17 protein-coding genes are annotated in these 23363 nt (G+C 64.4%); 3 read left to right on the top strand and 14 right to left on the bottom strand.

Annotation, left to right across the window (positions count from 1 at the left end; translation table 11 throughout):
• Positions 1 to 122: 122 nt before the first annotated feature.
• Entirely contained in the window at positions 123 to 1514 is a 1392-nt protein-coding gene (locus tag OEJ37_RS14165) for a sigma-54 dependent transcriptional regulator (protein WP_175941983.1), read from the bottom strand.
• Between the two features lie 1076 nt (positions 1515 to 2590).
• Between OEJ37_RS14165 and OEJ37_RS14160 the strand changes: the two genes are divergently transcribed.
• Positions 2591 to 3175: a drug:proton antiporter gene (locus OEJ37_RS14160; RefSeq protein WP_174417869.1), complete on the top strand. Its 585-nt coding sequence runs from the start codon at positions 2591 to 2593 to the stop codon at positions 3173 to 3175.
• A complete protein-coding gene (locus OEJ37_RS14155; RefSeq protein ID WP_263344594.1) occupies positions 3172 to 4737 on the top strand; it encodes a mannose-1-phosphate guanylyltransferase/mannose-6-phosphate isomerase in 1566 nt (521 codons plus the stop codon). Before OEJ37_RS14160 ends, OEJ37_RS14155 begins: the two co-directional genes overlap by 4 nt.
• A 59-nt stretch (positions 4738 to 4796) precedes the next feature.
• On the opposite strand, the gene OEJ37_RS14150 is transcribed toward OEJ37_RS14155, so the two are convergent.
• The 13 genes from OEJ37_RS14150 to OEJ37_RS14090 all read right to left on the bottom strand — a co-directional run bounded on the left by OEJ37_RS14150 (position 4797) and on the right by OEJ37_RS14090 (position 22367).
• Positions 4797 to 6080, bottom strand: coding sequence for a hypothetical protein (locus OEJ37_RS14150; protein WP_175917871.1), 1284 nt, complete (start codon positions 6078 to 6080; stop codon positions 4797 to 4799).
• A gap of 64 nt (positions 6081 to 6144) precedes the next feature.
• Positions 6145 to 7392 carry a glycosyltransferase family 4 protein gene (locus tag OEJ37_RS14145; protein WP_175917870.1) on the bottom strand — a complete coding sequence of 416 codons (1248 nt, stop codon included), beginning with the start codon at positions 7390 to 7392 and terminating at the stop codon, positions 6145 to 6147.
• Positions 7393 to 7557: 165 nt separating this feature from the next.
• Positions 7558 to 8724 (bottom strand): acyltransferase family protein, encoded by a 1167-nt coding sequence (locus tag OEJ37_RS14140; RefSeq protein ID WP_175917869.1) that lies wholly within the window; start codon positions 8722 to 8724, stop codon positions 7558 to 7560.
• Positions 8725 to 8893: 169 nt separating this feature from the next.
• Positions 8894 to 10684 carry an alpha/beta fold hydrolase gene (locus OEJ37_RS14135; RefSeq protein ID WP_263344593.1) on the bottom strand — a complete coding sequence of 597 codons (1791 nt, stop codon included), beginning with the start codon at positions 10682 to 10684 and terminating at the stop codon, positions 8894 to 8896.
• Between the two features lie 238 nt (positions 10685 to 10922).
• Complete coding sequence (locus tag OEJ37_RS14130) at positions 10923 to 12131, bottom strand: glycosyltransferase (protein ID WP_175917867.1); 1209 nt, start codon at positions 12129 to 12131, stop codon at positions 10923 to 10925.
• 1353 nt (positions 12132 to 13484) lie between these two features.
• On the bottom strand, positions 13485 to 14918 hold the full coding sequence (locus OEJ37_RS14125; protein WP_175917866.1) for a DUF6418 domain-containing protein: 1434 nt from the start codon (positions 14916 to 14918) through the stop codon (positions 13485 to 13487).
• A gap of 11 nt (positions 14919 to 14929) precedes the next feature.
• The gene (locus OEJ37_RS14120; protein ID WP_175917865.1) at positions 14930 to 16111 is read right to left on the bottom strand and encodes a glycosyltransferase; all 1182 of its coding nucleotides are present in this window, start codon (positions 16109 to 16111) and stop codon (positions 14930 to 14932) included.
• A gap of 42 nt (positions 16112 to 16153) precedes the next feature.
• Positions 16154 to 18376 carry a GNVR domain-containing protein gene (locus tag OEJ37_RS14115; protein WP_175917864.1) on the bottom strand — a complete coding sequence of 741 codons (2223 nt, stop codon included), beginning with the start codon at positions 18374 to 18376 and terminating at the stop codon, positions 16154 to 16156.
• Positions 18377 to 18610: 234 nt separating this feature from the next.
• Positions 18611 to 19183, bottom strand: a complete 573-nt coding sequence (gene gmhB / locus OEJ37_RS14110; protein WP_175917863.1) for a D-glycero-beta-D-manno-heptose 1,7-bisphosphate 7-phosphatase — start codon at positions 19181 to 19183, stop codon at positions 18611 to 18613.
• On the bottom strand, positions 19173 to 19904 hold the full coding sequence (locus tag OEJ37_RS14105) for a sugar phosphate nucleotidyltransferase (protein ID WP_244130655.1): 732 nt from the start codon (positions 19902 to 19904) through the stop codon (positions 19173 to 19175). Before OEJ37_RS14105 ends, gmhB begins: the two co-directional genes overlap by 11 nt.
• On the bottom strand, positions 19901 to 20497 hold the full coding sequence (locus tag OEJ37_RS14100) for an SIS domain-containing protein (protein WP_411859263.1): 597 nt from the start codon (positions 20495 to 20497) through the stop codon (positions 19901 to 19903). The genes OEJ37_RS14105 and OEJ37_RS14100 overlap by 4 nt, the downstream gene beginning before the upstream one ends.
• Complete coding sequence (locus tag OEJ37_RS14095; protein WP_152857741.1) at positions 20479 to 21525, bottom strand: dehydrogenase; 1047 nt, start codon at positions 21523 to 21525, stop codon at positions 20479 to 20481. Before OEJ37_RS14095 ends, OEJ37_RS14100 begins: the two co-directional genes overlap by 19 nt.
• A gap of 356 nt (positions 21526 to 21881) precedes the next feature.
• On the bottom strand, positions 21882 to 22367 hold the full coding sequence (locus tag OEJ37_RS14090) for a hypothetical protein (RefSeq protein WP_244130652.1): 486 nt from the start codon (positions 22365 to 22367) through the stop codon (positions 21882 to 21884).
• Here OEJ37_RS14090 and OEJ37_RS14085 point away from each other — a divergent pair.
• On the top strand, positions 22354 to 23355 hold the full coding sequence (locus tag OEJ37_RS14085; RefSeq protein WP_244130651.1) for a polysaccharide biosynthesis/export family protein: 1002 nt from the start codon (positions 22354 to 22356) through the stop codon (positions 23353 to 23355). The two genes, OEJ37_RS14090 and OEJ37_RS14085, sit on opposite strands and share 14 nt — an antisense overlap.
• Positions 23356 to 23363: the final 8 nt, after the last annotated feature.

Here is a 23363-nt window from a genome sequence, read left to right as displayed (position 1 = left end):
GTGTCGGTGTGTCGGTGTGTCGGTGTGCCGGTGTGCCGGTGTGCCGGTGTGCCGGTGTGCCGGTGTGCCGGTGTGCCGGTGCGCCGGTGCGCCGGTGCGCCGCGAGCGTTGCGATTCGAACGTCAGTCGGACGAGCCCGTGCCGCGCGGCCGCTCGATCCCGTAAGCCTCCATCCAGCGATACAGCGTCGCGCGCGACACGCCCAGCTCGCGCGCCGAAGCCGCGACGCGCCCGCGCGTACGCAGCAGCGCGGTTTCGATCGCCTCGCGCTCGATCGACTTGCGGATGTCGGCCACGGACGGCGACGCCGCGTCGAGACAGTATTCGAGCTCGAGATCCCGCGCGGTGATCAGGCGCCCTTCGGTCATCACGACCGCGCGGCGCACGCGGTTGATCAGTTCGCGGACATTGCCGGGCCAGTCGTGCTTGTAGAGTGCGGTGATCGCATCCGTCGAGAAACCGCGCACGCGATGGCGCGCATCGCCGCGAAAGCGTTCGAGCATGTGGTGCGCGAGCAGTTCGATGTCCTTGCCGCGCGCGCGCAGCGGCGGCTGGTCGATCCGCATCACGCACAGGCGGTGGAACAGGTCCGCGCGGAAACGCCCTTCCTCCATCGCGCCGCGCAGGTCGACGTGCGTCGCCGATACGATCCTGACATCGACCGGCACCGGATCGCTGCCGCCGAGGCGATGGATCGAGCGCTCCTGCAGAAAACGCAGCAGGCTCGCCTGGCTCTCGTGCGGCAGGTCGCCGATCTCGTCGAGCAGCAGCGTGCCGCCGTTCGCGGCCTCGACATAGCCGATCTTGCGCGCGTTCGCGCCGGTAAACGCGCCGCGCTCATAACCGAACAACTCCGATTGCAGCAGATGCGGCGGAATCGCGCCGCAGTTGACCGCGACGAACGGGCCGTTGCGCCGCTCCGAATGACGATGGATTGCGACGGCCGTCAGTTCCTTGCCGGTGCCGGTTTCGCCGAACACGAACACCGGTGCGTCGGTGCGCGCGAAGCGCCGCACCGTATCGAACAGCCGCAGCATCGCGCTGCAGGTGCCGACGATGCCTTTCTCGTCCGATTCGAGCTGTTCGCGGTCGCGCGCGAACAGGCACTCCATGCCGTACGCATGACCGACCGTATCGGCGATCCGCTGGTGCGACGCGGGCAACGTGACGTAGTCGAAGCAATAGTCGCGCAACAGCGCGCGCACGTTCGGGGAAGCGGTCTGGCCGACGTCGACGAGCGCGACCCACACGACGTCGCGCATCGACGCGCAGGTTGACGCGATGTTGCCGATCGCATCGGCATGGCCACCGCTCAGGTCGAGAATGCCGCAGGTGATTTCGCCGGACGTGTCGCGCAGCTCGTTCGCATGCGCGACGATCGACACCTTCCAGTCGCGTCGCGCCAGTTCCTTTCGCAGCATGACGGACGGCGACTGCGTCCAGTAAATCAGCGGACGCTGCCCGTTACCGCTTCCCCCGCCGGCGCGCTTATCGCGCGTTATTGGCATATTCATAACGAACCATTGCTTTCTCCACTCCGCGAACCATTCGCGTGCGCCGCGGCAGGCGGCGCATGGCCGCCTGTCCGCACTGCGTTTCCGCAGCGATGGCGAAGATCGAAACTGCACACGGCAAGAGCCCCCGGAGGTCGAGCCGGATGTCATCCGGCCTCGTTGTCATCGAACTCGAAGGGAACGCGCGGCCGCGGGAGCCACGACGTTCCCGCTTTGATGCACGTGCGGTCAGGCGGGGCACGTCGGCAAACGGGAAATCCGTTCGCATGTGCGTCGCGTCGTACACGACAGTCGCACCCGATGCCGAACCGGATGGCCGCCAACCCGGTCCCGGAATGACCGCTGCATTTCATCTGCTCCTGAATTTACACCCCGATTCGAAATGGCCGTGTTACCAAAAGATAATCCTGATTCATCCGGTTACGCCGCCGGCCGCCCCACACGAGCGCCTTTGACCATTGAAATTTGATTATCTCCGACCATTCCCGTCAATCGGTGGCAAATACTACTTTTCGGCAAGATTAGTGCCGTCGATTGCCCGCGAATTCCATCGAAATCCCCGAAAAAGGCCGGCACCGCGTTCCACGTATCGCATAATCGCGCTCGCCGCCGGACGGCCGTATCGCGTCGCGACAGCGTGCGGCCGGCTCATCCGTTACACGTTGTAATCCGCAACGCCGCGCCGTGCGACGTATTCGCGATGTCGAGACACTGCGGGATGCGCGCCGCCGGTGCATGCCAATTCCGGCGAATTGCCGTTTCCCGGCGCGAATTCGGTGGTGCCGGCACTCAATTCCCGCAGCGCACCATGACCGTCCGACACGCAACGCTCGAACGTGTATCGCGGCGAGCCGCCAGGATGGATCAATTATGAAAAGGCACGAGCACCGACGGTGTGTGCTACCGCACATTGCGGCGTTCCCGCGACACGCGCGCCGCCGCGCATCCCGCGTCCGCCACACGAAACAGGAGCGTGAGTACGCTTTCGAACAGACCGGCGCACGGTGCATCCGGATGATGAAGATCGCTGTGCCGCACGGCACGGCGTGCCGAAGGCATCACGCGAGGACCGCATCATGGAATGGCATTGTTGTGAATTCGAACATCTGAGCGCCGTCGATCTCTATGCAATCCTGCGCGCGCGCAACGCCGTGCTGGTAGTCGAGGACGCGCACACGCATCTCGACATCGACGGCAAGGACGCAGGCGCGCTGCACGTGTTCGCGCGCGTGCGCGACTGCAGCGCGGCGGAAGTCGCGGCCTATGCGCGCATCCTGCCGGGCGACGACATCGATCCGGATGTCGTGATCGACAAGGTCCTGACGAGCGAAGCGCGCCGCGACGACGACACGCTCGAACGGCTGATCGAACGCGCGCTCACCGCCGCGCACGCCGCATGGCCGGACACTGCCGTGCGCACCCATGCACCCGAGTCGCGCCAGGCGTTCTACAAACGCTTCGGATTCCGCAAGGCTTACGGCCCGTATCTCGAACAGGGTGCGCCGTTCGTCGGCCTGATCCGGCCGGCCCATCGCGCCGACGGCGCACTGCGTCAACTGCTGTCACGGGTCGTTTCGACACCCTGGTCGCGCAACGACGACACGCACGCCGACGGCCGTGCGCACAATCGGTTACCCGCCGATACCGGAGCCAACCGATGACCCGCATCCTGCGCCCGGTTCCCGAACCCGATCTGCCGTTGATCCTGCCGGTCATCCTCGCCGGCGGTTCGGGCACGCGCCTCTGGCCACTGTCGCGCGAACAGTATCCGAAGCAACTGATCGAGCTGACCTCGAACGAATCGCCGCTGTCGGCGACGGCGCGCCGTCTGAACGGCATCGCGAACGCGTCGCTCGGCGACACGCTGCTGCTGGTGTGCGGCGAACAGCATCGCATCATGAGTGCCGCGCAAGTGGTCGACCGTGCGGCGCCGGCGCGTATCCTGCTCGAGCCGGCCGCTCGCAACACGGCGCCGGCGCTCACGCTCGCCGCGCTCGATGCGAGCGTGCTCGCGGACGATCCCGTGCTCGCGGTGATGCCGGCCGATCACGTGATCGCCGATGTCGGCGCGTTCCAGGACACCATCGCGCGAGCGGCGCGTTACGCGCAGGAAGGCGCGATCGTCACGCTAGGCGTGCTGCCGCGCCGCGCGGAAACGGGCTACGGCTATATCCAGGTCGGCGCGCCGCGCACGTGCCGCCACGGCACACAAGGCGGCTATTCGATCGGGCGTTTCGTCGAGAAACCCGACGCGACGCTCGCCGAACGCTACCTGCAGTCGGGCGACTACTGGTGGAACAGCGGGATTTTCGTCACGCGCGCGTCTGTCTGGCTGAAGGCGATCCGAGCGCTCGCACCGGAAATCCACTCGGCTTGCGAGACCGCATGGCGTGCCGGCGTCGCCGAGGATCCGTTCTTCCGGATCGACGCGGCGGCGTTCGATGCGTGCCCGTCCGATTCGATCGACTACGCGGTCATGGAGCGGCTCGCCGAGCGGGGCGAGCTCGGCATCGAGGGCATCGTGGTGCCGCTTGCGGCCGGCTGGTCGGACGTCGGCACCTGGGATGCGATCTGGGAAATCATGCCGAAGGACGATCACGGCAACGTCGCGCGCGGCCCGATCGTGTTCGAGGACACGCAGGACAGCTTCGTGCGTTCGGAGGGGCGACTCATCGCATGCGTCGGGATGAAGGACGTCGTCGTGATCGAAACGCCCGACGCGGTGCTGGTCGCAAACAAGCACGACGTACAGCGCGTGAAGAACATCGTCGCGCGCCTGAAGAGCGACCGGCGTCCGCAGGCGAGCGAGCACCGCAAGGTGCAGCGCCCGTGGGGGCATTACGATTCGATCGATCTCGGCGAACGGTTCCAGGTGAAGCGGATCGTCGTCGAGCCGGGCAAGCGGCTGTCGCTGCAGATGCACTACCACCGTGCCGAGCACTGGATCGTCGTGCGCGGCACCGCGAAGGTGACGCGCGGCAGCGAGACGTTCCTGCTTTGCGAAAACGAGTCGACGTACATCGCGGTCGGCGACGTACATCGACTCGAGAACCCAGGCCGGATCCCGCTCGAGATCATCGAGGTGCAGTCCGGCAATTATCTCGGCGAGGACGACATCGTCCGCTTCGACGATCAGTATGGCCGACCGACTTGCGCACCCCCGGAACCCAAGGCGTCGACGCCGGCGCCGCTCGCTCGATCGGCGGTAGACGGTGCGCGATAGCCGCACGGCCGTGAGCGATGGCGATGCCGCCCTGCGCGGGACGGCCATCACCCCCGCCTTCAGCGCACGACGATGGCCGCCGAAACGACATTCTGGATGAACGGCTTGCCAACCGCCTTGATGAAATAAGTGCCCGCCCTGGTATCCGGCAGCGAAATGCTCGTCGCGTCGGCCGGATAGCGGCCGACCAGCCTGAACGACGATGCACCGAGCTGCTCGTAGAGCTCCAGGTGATCGACGGTTTCCGGATGGGTGATCCGCACGGTCAGGCTCGCGCCCAATGGCTGCGCGTCGATTTCGGTGCAACTGGCAATGCCGGTTTCGAGCGCGCTCCCCTCCTCGTAGTCGTTCCACGTGATCAGTTGAACGAACGGGAGCTGCTGCCGCGCGCTGTAGCGCTCGTTGATGCTCCTGAACGTGTCGAGCCAGGTCCGGCCGCACGAAGGCGCAAGAAAGCGTGGCGCCGCGGCGCCCCAAGATGCCTTCCTGTCGTCGAAGCCGCTCCACACGCCGCCGACCGTGATCGTCGCCGGCGGCTGATTCCGGGCGATGTTGTAGAAGCGCTCTCGATACAGCAGGTCATGCCGCGTTCCGGCCGGTTGCGGCGTGGCCCAGGACGACGGCTGCGCCCAGACATACGCCCCGTTGCTGTACGGCAGATCGAAACCCTGTGCAAGCGTATGGATCCAGTAGATGTCCGGGTACGCGGCATGAATGCGCGCCCAGTCCGCTTTCCCGACCGCATCCATCCCGAACTCCGACACGACCGGGTGGCCGTCGTAACGCAGATACTGGTTCGACGTGAAGTATTCGCGGCTGATGTACGCGAGATTGTGCAGAATGGTTTCACTCAGGTCGCACCCGCGACACGCATTGAACTTGAAGCTGCCGCTGTCGATCATGATCGAGAACGTCATCCCGGGAAACTTCGCGAGTTCGGGCATCGATGCCTGCCACGCCTTGTCGACGAAATGGCCCTGGCCGTACCAGTCGACGATCACACCGTCGATGCCTCTCGACTGCATGTCGGCGAAGGTGCGATAGGCCTGGCGAGGATCGTCGGATCGATAGCCGACGTTCACGCCGCGCGCGTCGGGCCCCCACCACGGAAGGTAGTGGGCCAGCACACGGGTCGTGCTGCCCGGATACAGCAACGTATGCACATCGACTTTCGATATCGAAGACGTGCCGGCAAGCAGCCCGTTGGACGAACCCTTGAAGTCGCGGCTGCCGGACGTATTGGCAGGCGCGATCGTCGTCACCAGCTCGTCGCAGTAGCCGTGCCCCGCCGACCAGGCCAATGCGCCAAGCACGGCCGCCACGACGCGTCGAAGTGCCCGCATGACGTTCCTCTTGTGTGAGTATCGCGGCCGCGCGGCGAACCGTGCGGCCCGTTTTGTCCGGACGTTACCCAATCGATGAATCCGCGTGGCGTCGGTCCTGGACGTTCTGTTGCCCGTCAAGGCCCATCCACGACGCAAGCTGCGTCGCGTAGCGCGACGGCGTGTATTCCGAACAATCGTAGTGTCGACCGTCGGTACGCAAATGGCGGTTCAATTCATCGAGTGCGCTCATCAGGCCGGCCTGCGAATTCCGGTACAGGATCTTGTTGCCGATCTCGCTGCCGAACGTCGACAGACTGCCGATCTCGTGCGCGAGAACCGGCAACCCGAGCGTTGCCGCCTCGACCAGCACCAGCGGCGCGTTTTCGGCCCAGACGGACGGCAACACCAGCGCGTCGTGCGCGCGGAGCGCATGAAACAGCTCGCTGTGGTCAAGCCGCCCGGCAAAGCGCAGCCGTTGGGCCTGAACCAGATCCTGGTGGCGTGTTTCGAGTTGCGCGCGCATCGCCCCGTCGCCGTAAAGCGTCAGGCTGCCGATACGATGAAAATCGGTTTGGCGCGCCAGTTCGATGAACTCGTGAATGCCCTTCTCCGCATCGAGGCGCCCCACATAGGCAAGATCGAACTGCCCGCGAAGGCACACGCGCGGCGGAAACGGTTCTGCCAGCGTGCTCACCGGGTTCGGAAGCAACACGCTTCTCGTGATGCCTCGCTGCGCCAGTGCGGCACGCATATACGGACTCGGGCACAGGAACAGGTCGAATACGTGTTGCGGATTGCAATAGGCGTACACCGCGTGCCAGTGCAGCTTCTTCACCGCGTCATGAATGCGGCCGCGAGGGCTCGCAAGCGCGAACAGTCGAGCCGGATTCGACAGCGCATCGACCGGGACAGGCACCGGGCGCCCGTTGCGATAGGCCAGCAGATTCGGGTTGTAAAAGACCAGATGGTAATCGTGGCACGTGAGATACGTGCGGAATCCCTGCTCGCGGCGTCGACGCGCGAGTACCGGCAGGATCGATTGCGTCAGCAGGTTGTGGTAGTTGTGCACGAGCACGCGATGTGGGCGGACCTGGTCGAGCAGCGCCGCGAGGGCGCTCGCCGCGCCACGGTTCCAGCCGCGCGTGAGCGAGCCCTCGCCCGGCGGGAAATTCGTCTCGTCGAACGAGTACACGTCGACGTGCGGAATCTTTCGCAGCACTTCGATGGAAGTCCGGTAGACCTCTTCCGCGCCGCCCTTCCGCGCGTAGTCATTGATCACGACGATGCGCGTCACTTCCGCGCGGGAGCCGATCGACGGGAAGCTATTCAATTGATTTTCCCGGACGTGTGTCGAAAAATTCGATATCGCGGCACACCACCGCCATCGTCACGCGCAATCGCACTCGCCAGCATCATTTCTCACTCCGTGCAGTCGATTCCATTCATCTCGGCGACACGAGATCGCCACTTCCAGCCGCAACACATCCGGGCGCGGTCAGTTTCGAACCGGATCTCGCGCCGCCTCGACCGGACGACTGCCGATCGGCAGATTGCCGCGGTGCCGCGACGCGGTCAGGCGATGCGCAAGCCGGATGCATGGCGCCTCGCAATACCGATAGCTTGCATACGACAACGCAATCAACGGCGCAACGGGAACGATCATGTAGACGCCCAGCGGCCACCCGGTCCATTGATAGCGCTCGCACAACCAGTAAAACCCGAACAGCGGGATCGCGTGAAACAGGTAAATCGAGTAGCTGACTTCGCCCAGCTTCGCGAGAAACCGCGCGCGGCTTTTCAATATCGTCGCCATCGCCGCGAATATCGCGATGCCAACCGCATAAGCCAGCGACGACGGCAGATGAACCAGGTCGTGACGCCGCCAATCGTTGGCAACCCCGACAAGTGCGACGCCGACTATCATCGCCGCCAGCAGGCCAACCACGGATCGGTATGTCAGCGTGATTCGCGCATGTTCGCCGCGCCCCCATCTCACACACAACACATCGAGCGGACGGTCATGGGCCTGACGAAAACATGCACCCCAGAACATGATCGCGAGGTGATACGGCATGGCCTTGTATTGGCCCAACGCATTCTCGGGAATGATGCGTAACCCAAGGGTGATCACGAATACCGTGCAGAGCCCGATGCAGACGAGCGCGAGATCGCGCATCCGATGCAGCCCGCCCCACCAGAACAGCACGAGGCACATACCGTAGAAGTACAGTTCCGTTTCGAGCGTCCAGTAGTGCCCCATGACGGGCTCCTGCCCGAACGCGGTCGGAATCATCGTGGCGTTGGCAACGAGCAACGACACGCTCACCGGCTTGCCGAACAGCGTCCAGAAGACGAGGCAGCCGACCGGAATGGACAACCAGAATGCCGGATACAACCGCAGGAAGCGACGGATCAGGAAGCGTCGCGTGCCTGGTCCAAAGGGGCCGCGCAGGCTGCTCGGTATCAGCAGGCCACTGATGCCGAAGAACACCACCACGCCGATCCGCCCGAAATTGACGGAGCGTTGCAGCGTGTCGAGCCACTGCTGGGCGCCCGCCATCGATACGAACCGCTCGGCGTAGTGCGTCCAGATGACGAGCAGGACCGCGACAGCGCGCATCGCGTCGATATGATCCAGACGTCCGGAGCTTTCGGAATTCATCGTTGGGGTCGTGTAGTGGCCAGGCGGTGTCGCCGAGAACAGGCCAGTTACCGTATCACCGCACCCGCCCGCCGACTGTGCGACATCTGACATAGCCCCGTGCAGGCATCGCGCGCCGTCGGACAACCACGAGGCCGGCGCGCGTTGCAACGCCGGCGCCGGCCTCGGATCACGCGGGCGATTCGGCCTTGACGAGCCTGCCGAGCGGCGCGCGGCGAGAATCGAGACCCTTGACGAATTCGCTGCACAACCCGATCACCTGTTCGGCCGCATGCGAACTGAACAGACTGTGATCGAGATCGTCGAGCACGACCGTGCGTGCGCCCGGGAATCGCGACAGCCGCTTTCCGCGCGGGCCGAAATACATCGTCATCAGGTCCAGGCTGCTGTCGTATGCGCCGCATACGAACAGCGTGCTCACCTCCTTGCGTTGCAACGTGCGCAGGATTTCATGAGGATCGACCGGCATCGTCTCCGCGCAAGACCGCCCGGCGATCCGACTTCGCCACGCGCCGATCCGGACTGCCGCAAGCGCCGTCACGCGCTTCAGGACGAGCTGGACGAACGGCATGATCCTGCGATTGCCGCTCAACACCTGTTTCCATTTCTTCAGTTCGAAGAACGACGACCGGTAACCGGCAATCGAATTGGGTCGATGCTTGCGCAACGCGTCGGTCGACATGCCGTCGGGCATATGGAAACTCTGCAGGTTCACCGATATGACACCCGACAGCACCCGCCCCACGAGCGCCGCGCGCAAGGCGCTGTACGCCCCCGAGCAGATGCCGAACGACACGACATGTCGATATCCCTGTTCCTTCAACCAGTGGGCAGCCGTCGCGACGTCCTCGACGACTGCACTCGAATAGACGGGCGCGCTGATGCCGCGCACGGATGCGCTGTCGCCGATCCCCCGTCCGTCGAATCGCAGCGATGCGATGCCGCGGCGCGCCAGCTCCCGGGCGATCCGCACCGAAAGCCGGCTGTCGCCGACATGCGGGCTGGCCGACGTGTTCGTGATCAGCAGAACCGGGCCGCGATCGCGCATGGCTTGCGGCAGGCACAGGATGCCGAACAGGCCGGCAGCGCCGAATCTGACCGGCTGTTCGCATGCTTCCGGCATCCGAAGCATCAGGTCGGAATCCCAGTCCGCTTTCGACGCGACGCGTGGCGACGGTTTCTGCCTGACCTCCCTGGCCTCGATCCAGCCGACCACGGCGTCGAAAACACGAGTCGGCACGCTCGAGAAAGTCGTTTCCTGCATGAACGCGGTGTAGCCTTCGAAAGATCTCGACTCGACTTCAGCACCCAGCCCTTCGAGCTTCCTTTGCAGCGGTTCGCTGCCGCCGGCATTCACGTCGACGATCAACGTTTCCGACGCTGGCGCGCGCAGGCTGTCCTTCAGCGCATCGACCGCGTCGAACGCATCGAGCCGCGCACGGAACACCGGACTGTAGACCTGCCCGAGCACGTTGAACGGAGCGTCTTTCGGCTGGGCCTCGCGCAATGGCGTCGGCAACTGGTCGAGCCAGATATTGCGCATGATCGACAACTCGCGCACGTAGCTGCGCCCGCTCACTACCGGGGCAAGCAGCACGAGCGCGTCCACCTCGCATCGGCTCGCCGCAAGCAGCGCGAATGCCGCACCCAGCCGCAGGCCGCACAGCGTCACCCGGGCAACGCCCGTTTCTTCGCGAAGCTGCGCGATGGCTGCGCACACATCGTCGACGGCCGTCTCGAACTGGTCGCTCGCGCCATCGCCTCCCACGGAATCGCCCGCTCCGCGGTAATCGAAACGAAGCACCGGAATCCCGCCGGCGGACAGGCGGTCCGCCAGGCTCCGCATGCCGCCGTGACTCCACACGGATTCGTGCCCGTAAGCGCTGCACAGGACGACGCCCCGCGTCCCTTCGCCCGGATGCAACCATCCGAACCGCCCGCCAAATATGATCGGTCTCATTTTCTATTAGGTATCGGTGAAGAATGGGATATGGCGTCCTTCGGCCGAGCTGCCGAATCGGTCGGCCGCAGGACGGCAAGTCGCTCGCGGAAGGCTTTCCCCTTTCCGGTTGTCCGGCTCCCCATGCAAGGGTCCGGAAGCCGGCCATCCGCAAGCCGTTCGGATCACGACATCGAGGCCCTCCCTTGCGCTGCGCCGGCTTTCCGGTCCCATCGGGCGCGGCACGCTGCCCGGCCCGTCACGACGGGCTGCCCGGCGGCGGCGCGATCAGGTCGCGCCACCGCCGATCGAATACCGACATGCTGAAGTGCTGCTCGCAATAGGCGGCAAATCGCGTCGCCGCTTCGACGACACGCTCCAGATCCGCGGACGGTTCGCCGACGAATCGCTCCAGTAGCGATTCGCTCATCGCAAGCGCATCGTCGTGGAAGCCGAGGCCCTCGTACGCGGCTTCGTTCCCGACCGGCACGCATCCGTAGGAAATGGCCTCCAGCACCTTCGATTTGATGCCGCCGCGAAGGAACGCGGGACACAGCGCGATCGAGCATCCGGTATAGACGTCCGCCTGCGTCTGCGCGAATCCGGCGAATTCGACATTCGGAACGGGATCGTACCGACCGGTCATGCGCCCGAAAATCACCAGCGGCGTGGCCGGCCCGACGCGCGCCCATAACGCAACCAGGTACTCGATCGCGAGCCGGTTCTGCAATTGGCGGTCCGAACCGATGAACACGAACCGGAACGGCGCCGCCGGAGGACACACCGGCTTCAGCGCATTCATCGGCGGCGCGATCACATGCGTCTTCACGGCTTCGTCGTGCGTGAGCGACATCCTCAATGAATGCGCGTCCTCCACGGAAACGAGCGTGACGGCATTCGACGACCCGATCGCCGCGCGTTCCTGCCGCTTGAGCGCGAACGCTTCGTAACCAAGGAATGCGTTGCGGATCATCCTCGCGTTGGCGAGCCTGACGAACGGCCCCGGAATCGACTTTTCCAGATACCCGGCCGACAGCGGAAAATCCTGCTCGCGCAGGATATTCGCGCGGCGCGACATGAGATCGTCGAAATCCACGACGATCCGGCAATCGGGCACGTTGCGCCGAACCAGGATCGCATAGTCCACCAGCCGGATGCCGTCGAAATAGATCACGTCCGGCTTGAACGCGTCGACGGCGCGAAGCAGCGCCTTCCGCTTGCGCGGGTGCGAAAACATCGCCACCTGAAGCGCGCACGGCGCGCCGCGCAACACGCTCCATCCGACGCGAACCGCCGCACCGATCTTCGCTCGGAGACCACCGTCCTCGAACACCGACCGAATCTTGAATTCGGCCACTTCCGTCTGGTCGCCAAGCGCCTTCCGGATGAAGCTCAGCGTACGCTCTCGCCCATTCGACACTTCCCGCGGAATGTCGCGCGTCATCACCATCAGCACCCGATTTTTCACGAGCGGCCTCCCCATCGATCCAAATTTCTCTTCATTCCATTCACTGAATGCGAATCCCGGCGCTCGCGTCCGGCCTGTTGCCGGTGCGACGAACGACGGTCCGCACGGAAGCGGCTTTTCACGGACGCCCCCTGGTGTACGCCAGATTCCCGAGGACGATGCACCAGAACACAACGAGCGATACGGCTATGCCCGTCGAAGGCGCATACATCACCAGCGCGCGCGGCATCACGAATGGCGCGGCGACGATGGCCGCGACGATCAGCACCTGCTTGATCATGACGAGCCGGTAGCGGCGCACCGCCAGGAGCCACGTGCTCAGGCCCGCATCGACGAACGTGGCGATCGAGCACCCGGTCGCGTAGATCATGATCGGCACACCCTGGACGAACGCCGGCCCGTAGATCATCAGGAACACCTTGCGGCCGATGAAATAGCTGCCCACCCACGCGACACAGCCGACGAGGCCGAGATACAGGCCGAGCCTGAACGCCTTGTCGCGCACGAGCGACTCGGTTCGCGCCGCAAAGACCATGCTCGGCGCCAATGCCAGTGCCAGCGTCGTCCCGACCGAATTCCACTGCTCGACCAGCGAGGCCGCCGATGCGTAAATGCCGAGATCCGCTTTGGAGACCAGCACGCCGAGCAGCAGCCGGTCCATCCTCAATACCAGGACACTGGCCGCGATGGCCGGCCATATCCTCAGCCCGCGCACGACCAGCGCTTTCGTCACGGCTGCGTTGCCGCGAAACGATTTCGGCGATTTCAACGCCAGCGAGCGATAGCGGCTGAACGGCGCGGCTGCCGCCACGCACGCCTCGAGCGGCCAGGCGAACGCGGCAACGATCACGCCCATCGACGCGTGTGCCGCAACGTACAGCCACAGCACGCGGACACAGCTTGCGTAGGCCCTCGCCCGCGTGATGACCCACGGCTTGGATTCCGCATAGGCCATCAGCGAGCCGAGCGCGATCGGCTCCACGATCAACGCGAAGGCCGCGATCAACGTCAACTCGGAGACGCTCGACGGGCGCATGACGATCACCACGATGCCCATGAACAGCAGCATGACGGCCAGCGTCAACGTGAGCCGCAGGCGAAAAGCGCGGTAGACGACCATGTGTCGCAAGCGCGGGTGCTTGCCGAGGATCGGCTGGATCACCTGTGCGCCGAAAATCAGCGCGACGCTGCCAATCACGTAGGCAAGCGACAACGCGAACTGCAGTTCACCGAACAGGCGAGCGCCGTAGATATTCGCGAACAGGTGATTGCTCGCGATCGCCGCGAGCGCCCCGATGATCTTTTCGCACACCACACCCGCGAACGACGAAAACAGAAGCCTGACGAACGCGTTCAAGATATCCTCGGCCGCTTCGCATTGGCGTTCGAGCGCTTCGCGTCGATGCAGCCCCACCAGATCAGCGCGATCAGCAGGTAGAAGAGCGTGCGCGCCCCGAACAGCGTCCAGTAGTCGCCTTGCTGGATCGCATAGGTCGCGTACGCGAAGATCTTCGTGGTCAGCCACAGCATCACGACGCCGCCGCGCATCGCGACCAGGATCAGCATCGCGCTCGCCGCGCCGTACATCGCGCCCGTCAATGCAACGAAGATCGCGCCGCCCGCATAGCCGAACCAGTAGACCGGCACCGCCATGTTTCCCATCGTGAACGTGACGTCGTCGAACACGTATGCCTTCAGGATCTCCGGTGTGCCGTACGACAGCATCAGGTCGCGCAAGCCGCTCACCGGCGCATCGCTGAAGAACGTCGGCTCCGTGAAGGAGCCGAGCGATGCCGCAAAGCGCCCGAACGCGGCCATCCCGCCGAGCGCCGGCGCGCCGAACAGATGCGCGTCGCCGTCCACCACGTACCACGCCTGCCCCTGCTCGAGAAAACGCGACACGACCGTCTCGACGACGTCCAGCCCCTGCCCCTTGTACGCATAAAACACGGATACGCTGCCGATCGCGAGCGCGATGGCCGAGCCGATCCCCAGATAGCGCATCACCGGCTTGCCGTTCATCGCGTGAATCGCGATGAACGGGATCAGGAAGGTCAGGCACACATGCAATACGGCCATGAACTGCTCGCCGTGCAACGCTTCGAGCACCAGATCGGCGACGATCATGACGACGGACACCCATCGCACCATCCTGTTCGAACTCGTGCAGAAGGTACCGAGCAGCACGGCGACGAATGTCTGGTTGTTCAGGAACAGGTTGAACAGCGTACTGTTCGACGCGTCGTTGCGCAGCGCATAGCGGTTGACGCCGCTCAGAACCGCGAAGCCGCCCGTCAAGCCCGCCAGCACGCCCGTGGCGAGGATGGCGGCGACCAGCCCCAGTCCGAGTGCGATGCTGATCGGCTGGAGTGTCATCCGCGCGCGGATCGGCTCGTGCGCGGAACGCTCTTTCAGAAGCCGGCCGAACGCGAAAAGTGCGCACGCAACGAAAATCGCATAAAACGACAGCAACCGGCTGAACGCGCCGTTCGCGACGCCGAAGATGTCCGTTTCCCGGAGAAATCCGCCGGATTCGATCCCCACGCCGGCCACGAATGCGGTCAATCCGATCACCAGCGTATAAAGCATCGACACGGCGAACACCGGGCGCGCGCCGATCAGCGCGATCACCCCCGCCACCGCGACCAGCAACGTACAGGTCGCGCTCGATTCCATCGCACCGAGCGCCGGCAGCATCGCATTGACCGTCAATGCGAGCACGAATAGCGTCGATACGGTCAGGCCCAATGCCGCTTCGGCCCTGGCGTCGGCTCGAATCGTCCGCATCGCCACCTCTTTCACGCTTCGGCCCGGCTTGCGCGCGACCGGCCATGCACGGCCCGGTCCAGCACACCGTGCAGTTGCGCGCTGACCGCTCGAGACGAAAAACGCTGCGCGTTCGTCCACCCGTCGCGCACCAGTCTCGCCCGAAGTGTCGGGTCGCCCGCGACACGATCGATCTGCCTGCCCCATTCGGCGACATCCATCGCGTCGGCAACCGCCGCGAACGAATCCCCCATCGTGTAGCGATGCACCGGCAAATCCGATGCGACGACCGGCACGCCGACGAACTGTGCTTCGATCGCCGTGCGGCCGAAACCTTCGTGCAGCGTCGGAGACACATACAAGTCCGACGCCTGGAAAAAATAACCGAGATCCTCGTCGTCGACGTTCTCGACGAAATGGGCGGCGATTCCCGCCTGCGTGGCGATCGCCCGGCACTCGTCGCGATTGGCCTGGTTTTGCGCACTGCCCACTCGCAGCACCATCACGTCCGTGCGTCCGAGCGACGCCAGTGCGCGAAACAGCGTCACGTTGTTCTTGCGCGTTTCATCCGAGCCGACGTTCAGCACGACCAGCGCTTCGCCGATGCGAATGCCGAAGCGCGCCAGCAGCATCGCGCGCGCCTGTTCGCGCACGCCGGTGTCGATCGGCGCATGGCGATCGTCGAACGCATTGGGTACGACCTGCATCCGGTCGGCCCGAATGCGAAGGTCCGCAAGCGCTTCTTGCGCCGTCACATCCGACGGCGCGAGCACCACATCCGCCGTCGCGATCAGCGACTGCGTCAACCGCATATACGCGTTCTTCAGCCTCTCGACCACGCCGCGCACCTGTCCCGGACGCTGCACGTGATGAAGCACGATGCCGACGCGCCCGCCGGCCCACCTGATCAGCGGAATCATGAAGGCCAGGTCCTCCTGATACAGCATCACAAAGTGCCCCGAGCGCGCCGCCGCAACCGCGCGCAGCGGATACAGCACGAACTGGGTCCAGTAGCGCCGGAACGAACGCGGCTCGGCCGGAATGTCGATCGGCTCGACGTCGAATCCTGCGAATGCCGGGATGAAGTCGATACATTTGAGGCTGTAGCGCATGACGCCATTCCAGCTCACCGAGCGCGGCCCGAGAAACCACACGACCCGCACCGCTTGCGACTCGCGTCGCAGTCCATCCTTGCTTGCCGTCGAATCACTCATGCGATGCGCTCCTCACCCAATAGCCTCGAATCGCCCGCTCGATCACGTACGAGCGGCGGCAAAGCCGGCGCCGATTCGGCGAACGCCATGCAGCGGCGACGGCTCGAAGCCGTTGAATACCAGCCCGTCGACGCGCACGCCGACCTTGCCCAGGCTCTCGAGCGCATCCGTCATGCCGGCCAGACTGGCCGCCCCCTGGCGCGCCACCAGCAGCGTCATGTCGGAGATGCGCGACAATGCCGCGATATCGGCCACCGGACGCGCCGACGGCGAATCCACGACGATCATGTCGTACCGGCCCCGCAACGAGGCGGCCAGCTTGTCGAGACGAGCCATGTCGAACAGGTTGCGCGTCGACGCGCCCTGCTTTCCGGCAGACAGTGCATCGAGATGTTCGGCAACGCGGGTGATCGCTTCCTCGGCCGGCAGCGAACCCCTCAGTACTTCCGACAAACCTTTCGTCGCGGTCACCGGCAAGTAGCGATGCAGCGCCGGCGCGCGCACGTTGGCGTCGACGAGCACCGTCCTGAGCCCCTTCTCGGCGAACAGGCAAGCGAGATTGGCGGCAATCATCGACTTGCCCTGCGCGGGCGCCGCGGACGACACCAGCACCACCTTCGCATCGCTGCCATAGGCGGCCAGCCGGTGTCGCAACGTCAGCGCCAGGCTGTCCATCGCATCGGCCAGCGGCACGTCGGCCGGCTCCTTCGTCGCGATGAAGGCCGGCGTGCGGTTCGCATCCGCGTCGGCCTGGCGCCGCGAATTCGGGAGAACGCCGAGCATCGGGATACCAAGCGCCGCTTCCAGGTCAAGCGGATCGCGAATGCGCCCGGTCAGCAGTGCACGGCCCTGCGCCGCCAGAAAGCCCAGCATCAGCCCGATCACGGCACCGGCCAGGATCGCGATCAGGCGCTTCGGCCGGACCGGCTTGTCGCTGACGATCGCCTTGTCGACGATCGACGCGTTGCCGACCGTACCGGCTTCCGCGATCTGCAACTGCTGCGAGTTGTTCAGCAATCCGACGTAGAGCTGGTTGTTGACCTCGACGTCGCGCGCCAGACGCAAGTACGTCTGCTGTTGCGACGGCAGGCGCGCGGCCTTGTCCTTCAGCACGGCGGCCTGCTTGTCGAGTTCCTTCAGCTTGTTGGCCGCTGCGACGACCTGCGGTTGCCCGGGAACGTATTTCGACAACAGGTCCTGGTATTCGAGCCTGGTCTCGAGCCGCGACTTGTCGACGAACGCAAGCTGGTCGACGAGCAGCCTGACGTCGCCCTGCGCGTCGATCGAACCCTGCTGATTGCGAAACGCGTTCAACGCCTGCTCGGCCTGTTGCAGCCGAGCCTTGACGATCGGCATCTGCGCGTTGAGGAACGTGAGACTGCGCTCGGCGTCGTCGGCGCGGCGTCTCGCGTTGAAGCCCAGATAGGCCGCGGCGATCGCGTTGAGCATGCGTGCGGCAAAGACCGGATCGGCATCCTCGAAACTCAGCTGCATGATGCCCGACTGCCGCTTCGTCTCGGTCACGCCCAGCTTCTTCAGGATTGCTTCAAGGCGAACCTCGGTGGCCACGCGTCGCACGCGAAATTCCGCACCGGGACGCGCGACGATCCGCGACACGTCGACCGCGTAACCGTTGCTCGCGCTCGGCATGCCGACCACACCGCTCAGCACTTCCCGACCGCTACGGTCCCTCAGCCGAAACCGGTTGTCGTCGAGATAATCGAACTCCAGCGCCTTGCCGATCTGCGCGGACGGAACCTCGAACGTCCTGAATTCAAGACGCTCGCCGCCCCACGCCCAGGACGACATCTCCGGCGGCGGCTCGGCGAGACCGTTCGCGTCCTTCGGCAGGAACGAGCCGATGAGAGCGCCGACGAGCGGGAACCGGTTCTCGACCGACACCTCGGCCTGCGCGGCCGTCGCGTCGATCGCTTCCATGACGACCGAGCGCGAGCGGACGATGTCGATTTCACCGACCACGGCCGAATTCTGGATATCCAGCGCCTTGGAAATCGACGAAAGCGAACCCAGCGCGCTGGCCTTGTTCTCCTCGATCTGGATCAGCGTGTCGGCCGAATACACCGGCGTTGCCGCGACCGCATAGACGATCGCCACCAGCAGGCATGCGGCGACAACGGTCGCGAACAGGCGCCCGTTGTCGAGCACGTTCTCCAGCAAGTCGATCGGCGACAACCGCATCACATTCCGGGAAACCTGTTTCGGTTCGTTTTGATGCCCGGTCAATGCAGGTCGGTCCATCTTCATGCTGAACTCCAGAATTGAAGATCCGGCTGGCTTCGCCGCTTTACGCGCGTTGTCGTTCACGTTCATTTCATTGAAAATCCGGCTGAAAACCCTTCAGTGCCGACCGGGGTCCGCCGGGTCGGAAACCTGAATTCCTCGCGTATGTCCGCCCGAATCGATGCAACGGCCTGTTATCCGCTCTCGATGCGTCGTTCGTTTCATTCCGGCATACGATCGTCGATCCTGCCGCCATAGCTAAGCACGCACAGCGGCAATTCCGGTCGCTTCCAGCGCCGAGCCGATGTCGGACAACCGCGCAACGACGTCGACGTCCGACTCGGCTTCCGCGTGGCCGGGCCGGTCGCCCGCCAACAGGAAGCGGCGCCCCACGCCGGCGCGCGCACCGGCATCGAGATCGGATCGTTTGTCGCCGACCAGGATCGATGCGGACATATCGAGGTCGAGATCGCGCCGTGCGTCGTTCAGCATCCCGGGTTGCGGTTTCCTGCACGCGCATGCCTGCCGATAGCGCCCCATGCCGGCCACCGGGTGATGCGGGCAGAAATAGACACGGTCGATTCTCGCGCCGCGATCCTCGAACCTGCGGCGCATCCAGTCCATGAACGCGACGAACTGCGACTCCGAAAAATACCCGCGGCCGATACCTGCCTGATTCGTTACGACGACCACCTGGTGGCCGGTCGCATTCGCAAGTCGCACGAGATCGAAGATGCCGTCGACGAACATGCAGTCCTGCTGCCGGTGCACGTATCCGTAGTCGACGTTGATCACGCCGTCGCGATCCAGGAAAAGGGCTTTACGCTTCACTGGTCCCGGTCTCCAGCATCAGCGGAATGACGGTTTGCGCACGCTCGTAATCCGCCGGCACGCCGATATCGATAAACTCCGTGACCTCGGGGAACACGCGGATGTCCAGCGCGGCGCCCCGTTCGCCCAGGAAATCCTGCTCGAACGAGAATTTCGCCGGGAGATCGAAGCCAAGCAGCGTCCGCCCATTGACGACATACGTGCCCGCATTGATGTAGCCCCGTGCCGGACGCTTCTCGCGGAATGCCGACAACCTGCGCGACACCGCGTCGAAATCGAGCGTGCCGTAGCGCGAAGCGTCATCGACCTGCGCCGCCGCCACGACGAGATCGGGGCGCGTCGCGTGATAGAACGCCGACAACGACCTCAAATCCGGATTCGACAACGTATCGCCATTCATCACGATCATGTCGGTTGCACCGTGGGCCTTCATCGCGTGCACGATCGCGCCGCCGGTTCCGAGCGGCTCGTCTTCCTCGATGACGGAAATCGCGAGCCCGAAGCTGCGGGACTTCACGAGTTCCTTGATCGGGCCGCTGCCGTAGCCGAGCGACAGCACCACGTCCGTCACGCCCCGCTGCAGAAGCCCTCTCAGCATCCAGCACAGAAACGGCTCGCCATCGATCGATGCGAGCGCCTTCGGCATCGCGTCGCCCAACACCGGGCGCAGCCGCGTGCCGAGGCCGCCCGCAAGGATCAGGCATGGCAACATCGCGTTCATCCGAAGATCCGCTCTTCGACGATGCCGCAAATGATGTGGCCGCACACGAGATGCCCTTCCTGGATCTTCGGTGTCGACGCGGACGGAATCTCGATGCTGATGTCGGCGCGCTGACGCATCTCGGCGGCACCGGGCCCGTTGCCGGTGAACCCGACCGAAAACATGCCGGCCGCCTTGGCCACGTCCAGCGCACGGAGAATGTTCGGCGAACGCCCGGACGTCGAATAGGCCCAGAAGATGTCGCCCGGACGCCCCGTCGCCTGAATCTGACGCTCGAACAGTTTCTCGTATCCGTAGTCGTTGCCGATCGCGGTCATGACCGAGCTGTCCACGGTCAGTGCAAAGGCCGCGAGACCCGGCCGGTCGAAGTTGAAGCGGCTGACGAATTCGCCGGCGATATGCTGCGCGTCCGCCGCGCTGCCGCCGTTTCCCGCGAGCAGGATCTTGTTGCCCGTGCGCAGTGCCGCCGTCACGCGCTCCGCCACCTGCTCGATCCGCGCAAGTTGCTCGCGGTCGGACACGAGCGCCGTCAAAACCGATAGCGTCCGGCGAATTTCGCTCTCTACCCCGATCGTCATTGATTCTTTCTCCATGACTGCGCGCCGATGTCCGTGAACGTACAGTTGAGCACCTGGCCATTGATCCCGTTGTACGCATCCAGCGCACGCATCACGGCCGACCGGTCGACCGGGTCGACAAAGAACATCATGAAGCCGCCGCCGCCGGCGCCGGACACCTTGCCGGCCTTCGCGCCTGCACGGACCGCGACCTTGTACAGATCGTCGATCATCGAGTTCGAGATGTTCTTCGCCATCCGCTTCTTCGATTCCCATGCGTCGCGCATCGACGCAGCGAACGTGTCGAAATCGGCGCGCAGCACGGCCTCTTTCATCCGCACGGCCTCGTCCTTGACTTCGTGCAGCGCGGCCAGCGAATCGACGACGCCTTCCGTCACGTTGCTGCTCTGCTCCTTGATGATGTTGGCCGACTCGCGCGATACGCCGGTGTAATACAGCACGAGCGACGCCTCCATCTCGGCCTTGATTTCCTGCTTGATCCGCAACGGATTGACGATCACGCGGTCGCCGTAGAACTCCATGAAGTTCAGCCCGCCGAAGGTCGCCGCGTACTGATCCTGCTTGCCGCCGGCAAGCCCGAGATCCTCTCGTTCGATGTCGTGCGCAAGGTGTGCGATGTCGTATTCGCCGAGCGGCAACGACAGCAGTTCGCAGAACGCCCTGACCAGCGCGACGACGATCGTCGACGACGATCCGAGTCCGGATCCCGGCGGCGCCTCGGAGCACGTCGTGATCGTGACGGCCAACGGGTAGCCGCCATGAAAATCCCTGACGATCCGGTTGTAGACGCCGACGTGCAACCCGAGCCCGCTCTGCACCTCGAGCACCGGCGACACGGAGCCGATCCACCGCGTGTCGGTATCCGCCGCCACCAGTTCGACCTTCGCGTCGTCGCGCGGCGCGATCGACGCATACGCGAATTTTTCGATCGTCACATTGAGCGCCAGACCGCCGAACCGGTCCGAATAAGGCGGCACATCGGTTCCGCCGCCGCCCAAACCCAACCGCAGGGGAGCCCTCGAACGGGCAATGAAGCGTGTCATGAAATCTCTCGCAGGCAATGAGTCGGAAGCCGGCGCGATGCCGTGCTCGACCCGCACATCCGTCGCTCATGCCGGAGCCGCTCGCCTGACGCATCGCGCCGGGTATCGGTGCCGGGCCACGAATGCGCATGACCGGGAAGCTGCTGCGTTGTGCCGGCAATGCGCGACCATGTTCGTTGGCGCAACTATGCGATAGATGTGCAACACGCTGAGTGCGATGGCTTACATTAAGCCGCCTCCGCGAAATCGAAGCGGCCAACCTGCGTTACGCTCTGTTCGCGATCGGCAATCGCGACGTGTGAATCGGCATCGAAATCGCCGTCACGTCCCCGGCCGGGCATGCCAACGTCATTCCGTCATTGCCAATTTTTGACAATCGATTTGGAAGCGGCCTCACCATGAGGAACGGACCGATTGCCGTGGGTTTGAATTCCATCAAGGAGCGTCACGACGATGTGCAGAGCGAAGCGGGCTCGCGGCAACCGGCCCGAATTCGATCCGGATAACGTATCAAATGAATGGCCGCCGAAGCCTTGCGGCAACGACTGCGCCGGGCAGCCGTCGCTTCGCAACCAGCCGGCAAGCAGCCCGATCTCCCGACATCGAAGTGATCGCCCCGAATTCCCTGGTTCAACAATGCTGGACAAAAAAATGAACAACGATCGACCGTTCGATGACGTGATGCCGGACCACCATCGCACTGCCATGCGCCGCGTGTGCACGGCACTCTCCTTCGCGACTGTCGCGATGCTTTCCGCATGCACGGTCGTGCCGGGGCAGCACATGAGCTCGACCGCGCTACCGGTCACGACCGCCGAAAACGGCGACGTGACCAGCGACATGCAGGTTCCGGTCGAGCAGATCGACCTGACGCAGATCGAGCGGATCCGGGCCGAACAGAAAGGCACGGCCGCCACGTCCATCCCGCCGAACCTGTTCGCGAAGTCGGACACGTACCGGATCGGTGCCGGCGACGTGCTGCAGATCACGGTATGGGACCATCCGGAATTCGCCACTGCCGCGGGGCAGCCGGTGCAGAACACGAAGGCCGCGGACGCCGCGCCCGGATTTGTCGTCGACAGCAACGGCAACGTGCAGTTTCCGTACATACCGCGGTCGATCCACGCGGCCGGGAAAACCGTCGCGCAGATTCAGGGCGAGGTCAAAACCGAACTCGCCAAGGTATTCGTCAAGCCGCAGGTCACCGTTCGCGTGGCATCGTTCCGCGCAACGCAGGTCTATATCGACGGCGAGGTGCGCAACCCGGGTGCACAGGCGATCAACGACATTCCGATGACGTTGATCGAGGCCGTCAGTCGCGCGGGCGGATTCGCGCCGACCGCGGATCAAAGCCGCGTCACGATCACCCGCAATGGCACGATCTACCCGCTGAACGTCGCCCGGATGATGAAGACGGGGAAAAATCCGGCAGACATCGTGCTGAAGCCCGGCGACATGCTGCATGTCGGCGCGCGCGACGACAATCCCGTGTACGTGATGGGCGAAGTGGTCAGGCCGCAAGCCGTTGCACCGCTTCGCGACGGTTCGCTCACGCTGAGCGAAGCGCTCACGCAGGCCGGCCAGCTCAACCAGCAGACCTCGAATGCCAAGCAGGTTTTCGTGCTGCGCAAGGCCGCCGACAGCGCGCCGGTCATCTATCACCTCGACATGCAGTCGCCGGTTTCGATGCTGCTCGCGAACCAGTTCCCGCTGGCGTCGAAGGATATCGTTTATGTCGACAACACCGGGCTCGTCCGCGCGAGCCGCGTGCTGAACCTGCTGCTGCCGGCGATCAGCGCGGGCTTGACCGGCGCACTCGTCACCAAGTAAATCGCGTG

This window comes from Burkholderia sp. BKH01 (assembly GCF_025685725.1).
Classification (GTDB): Bacteria; Pseudomonadota; Gammaproteobacteria; order Burkholderiales; family Burkholderiaceae; genus Burkholderia; species Burkholderia pyrrocinia_C.
Note: the sequence above shows the minus strand (reverse complement) of the source record. Positions and strands in the feature narration are given on the sequence as shown.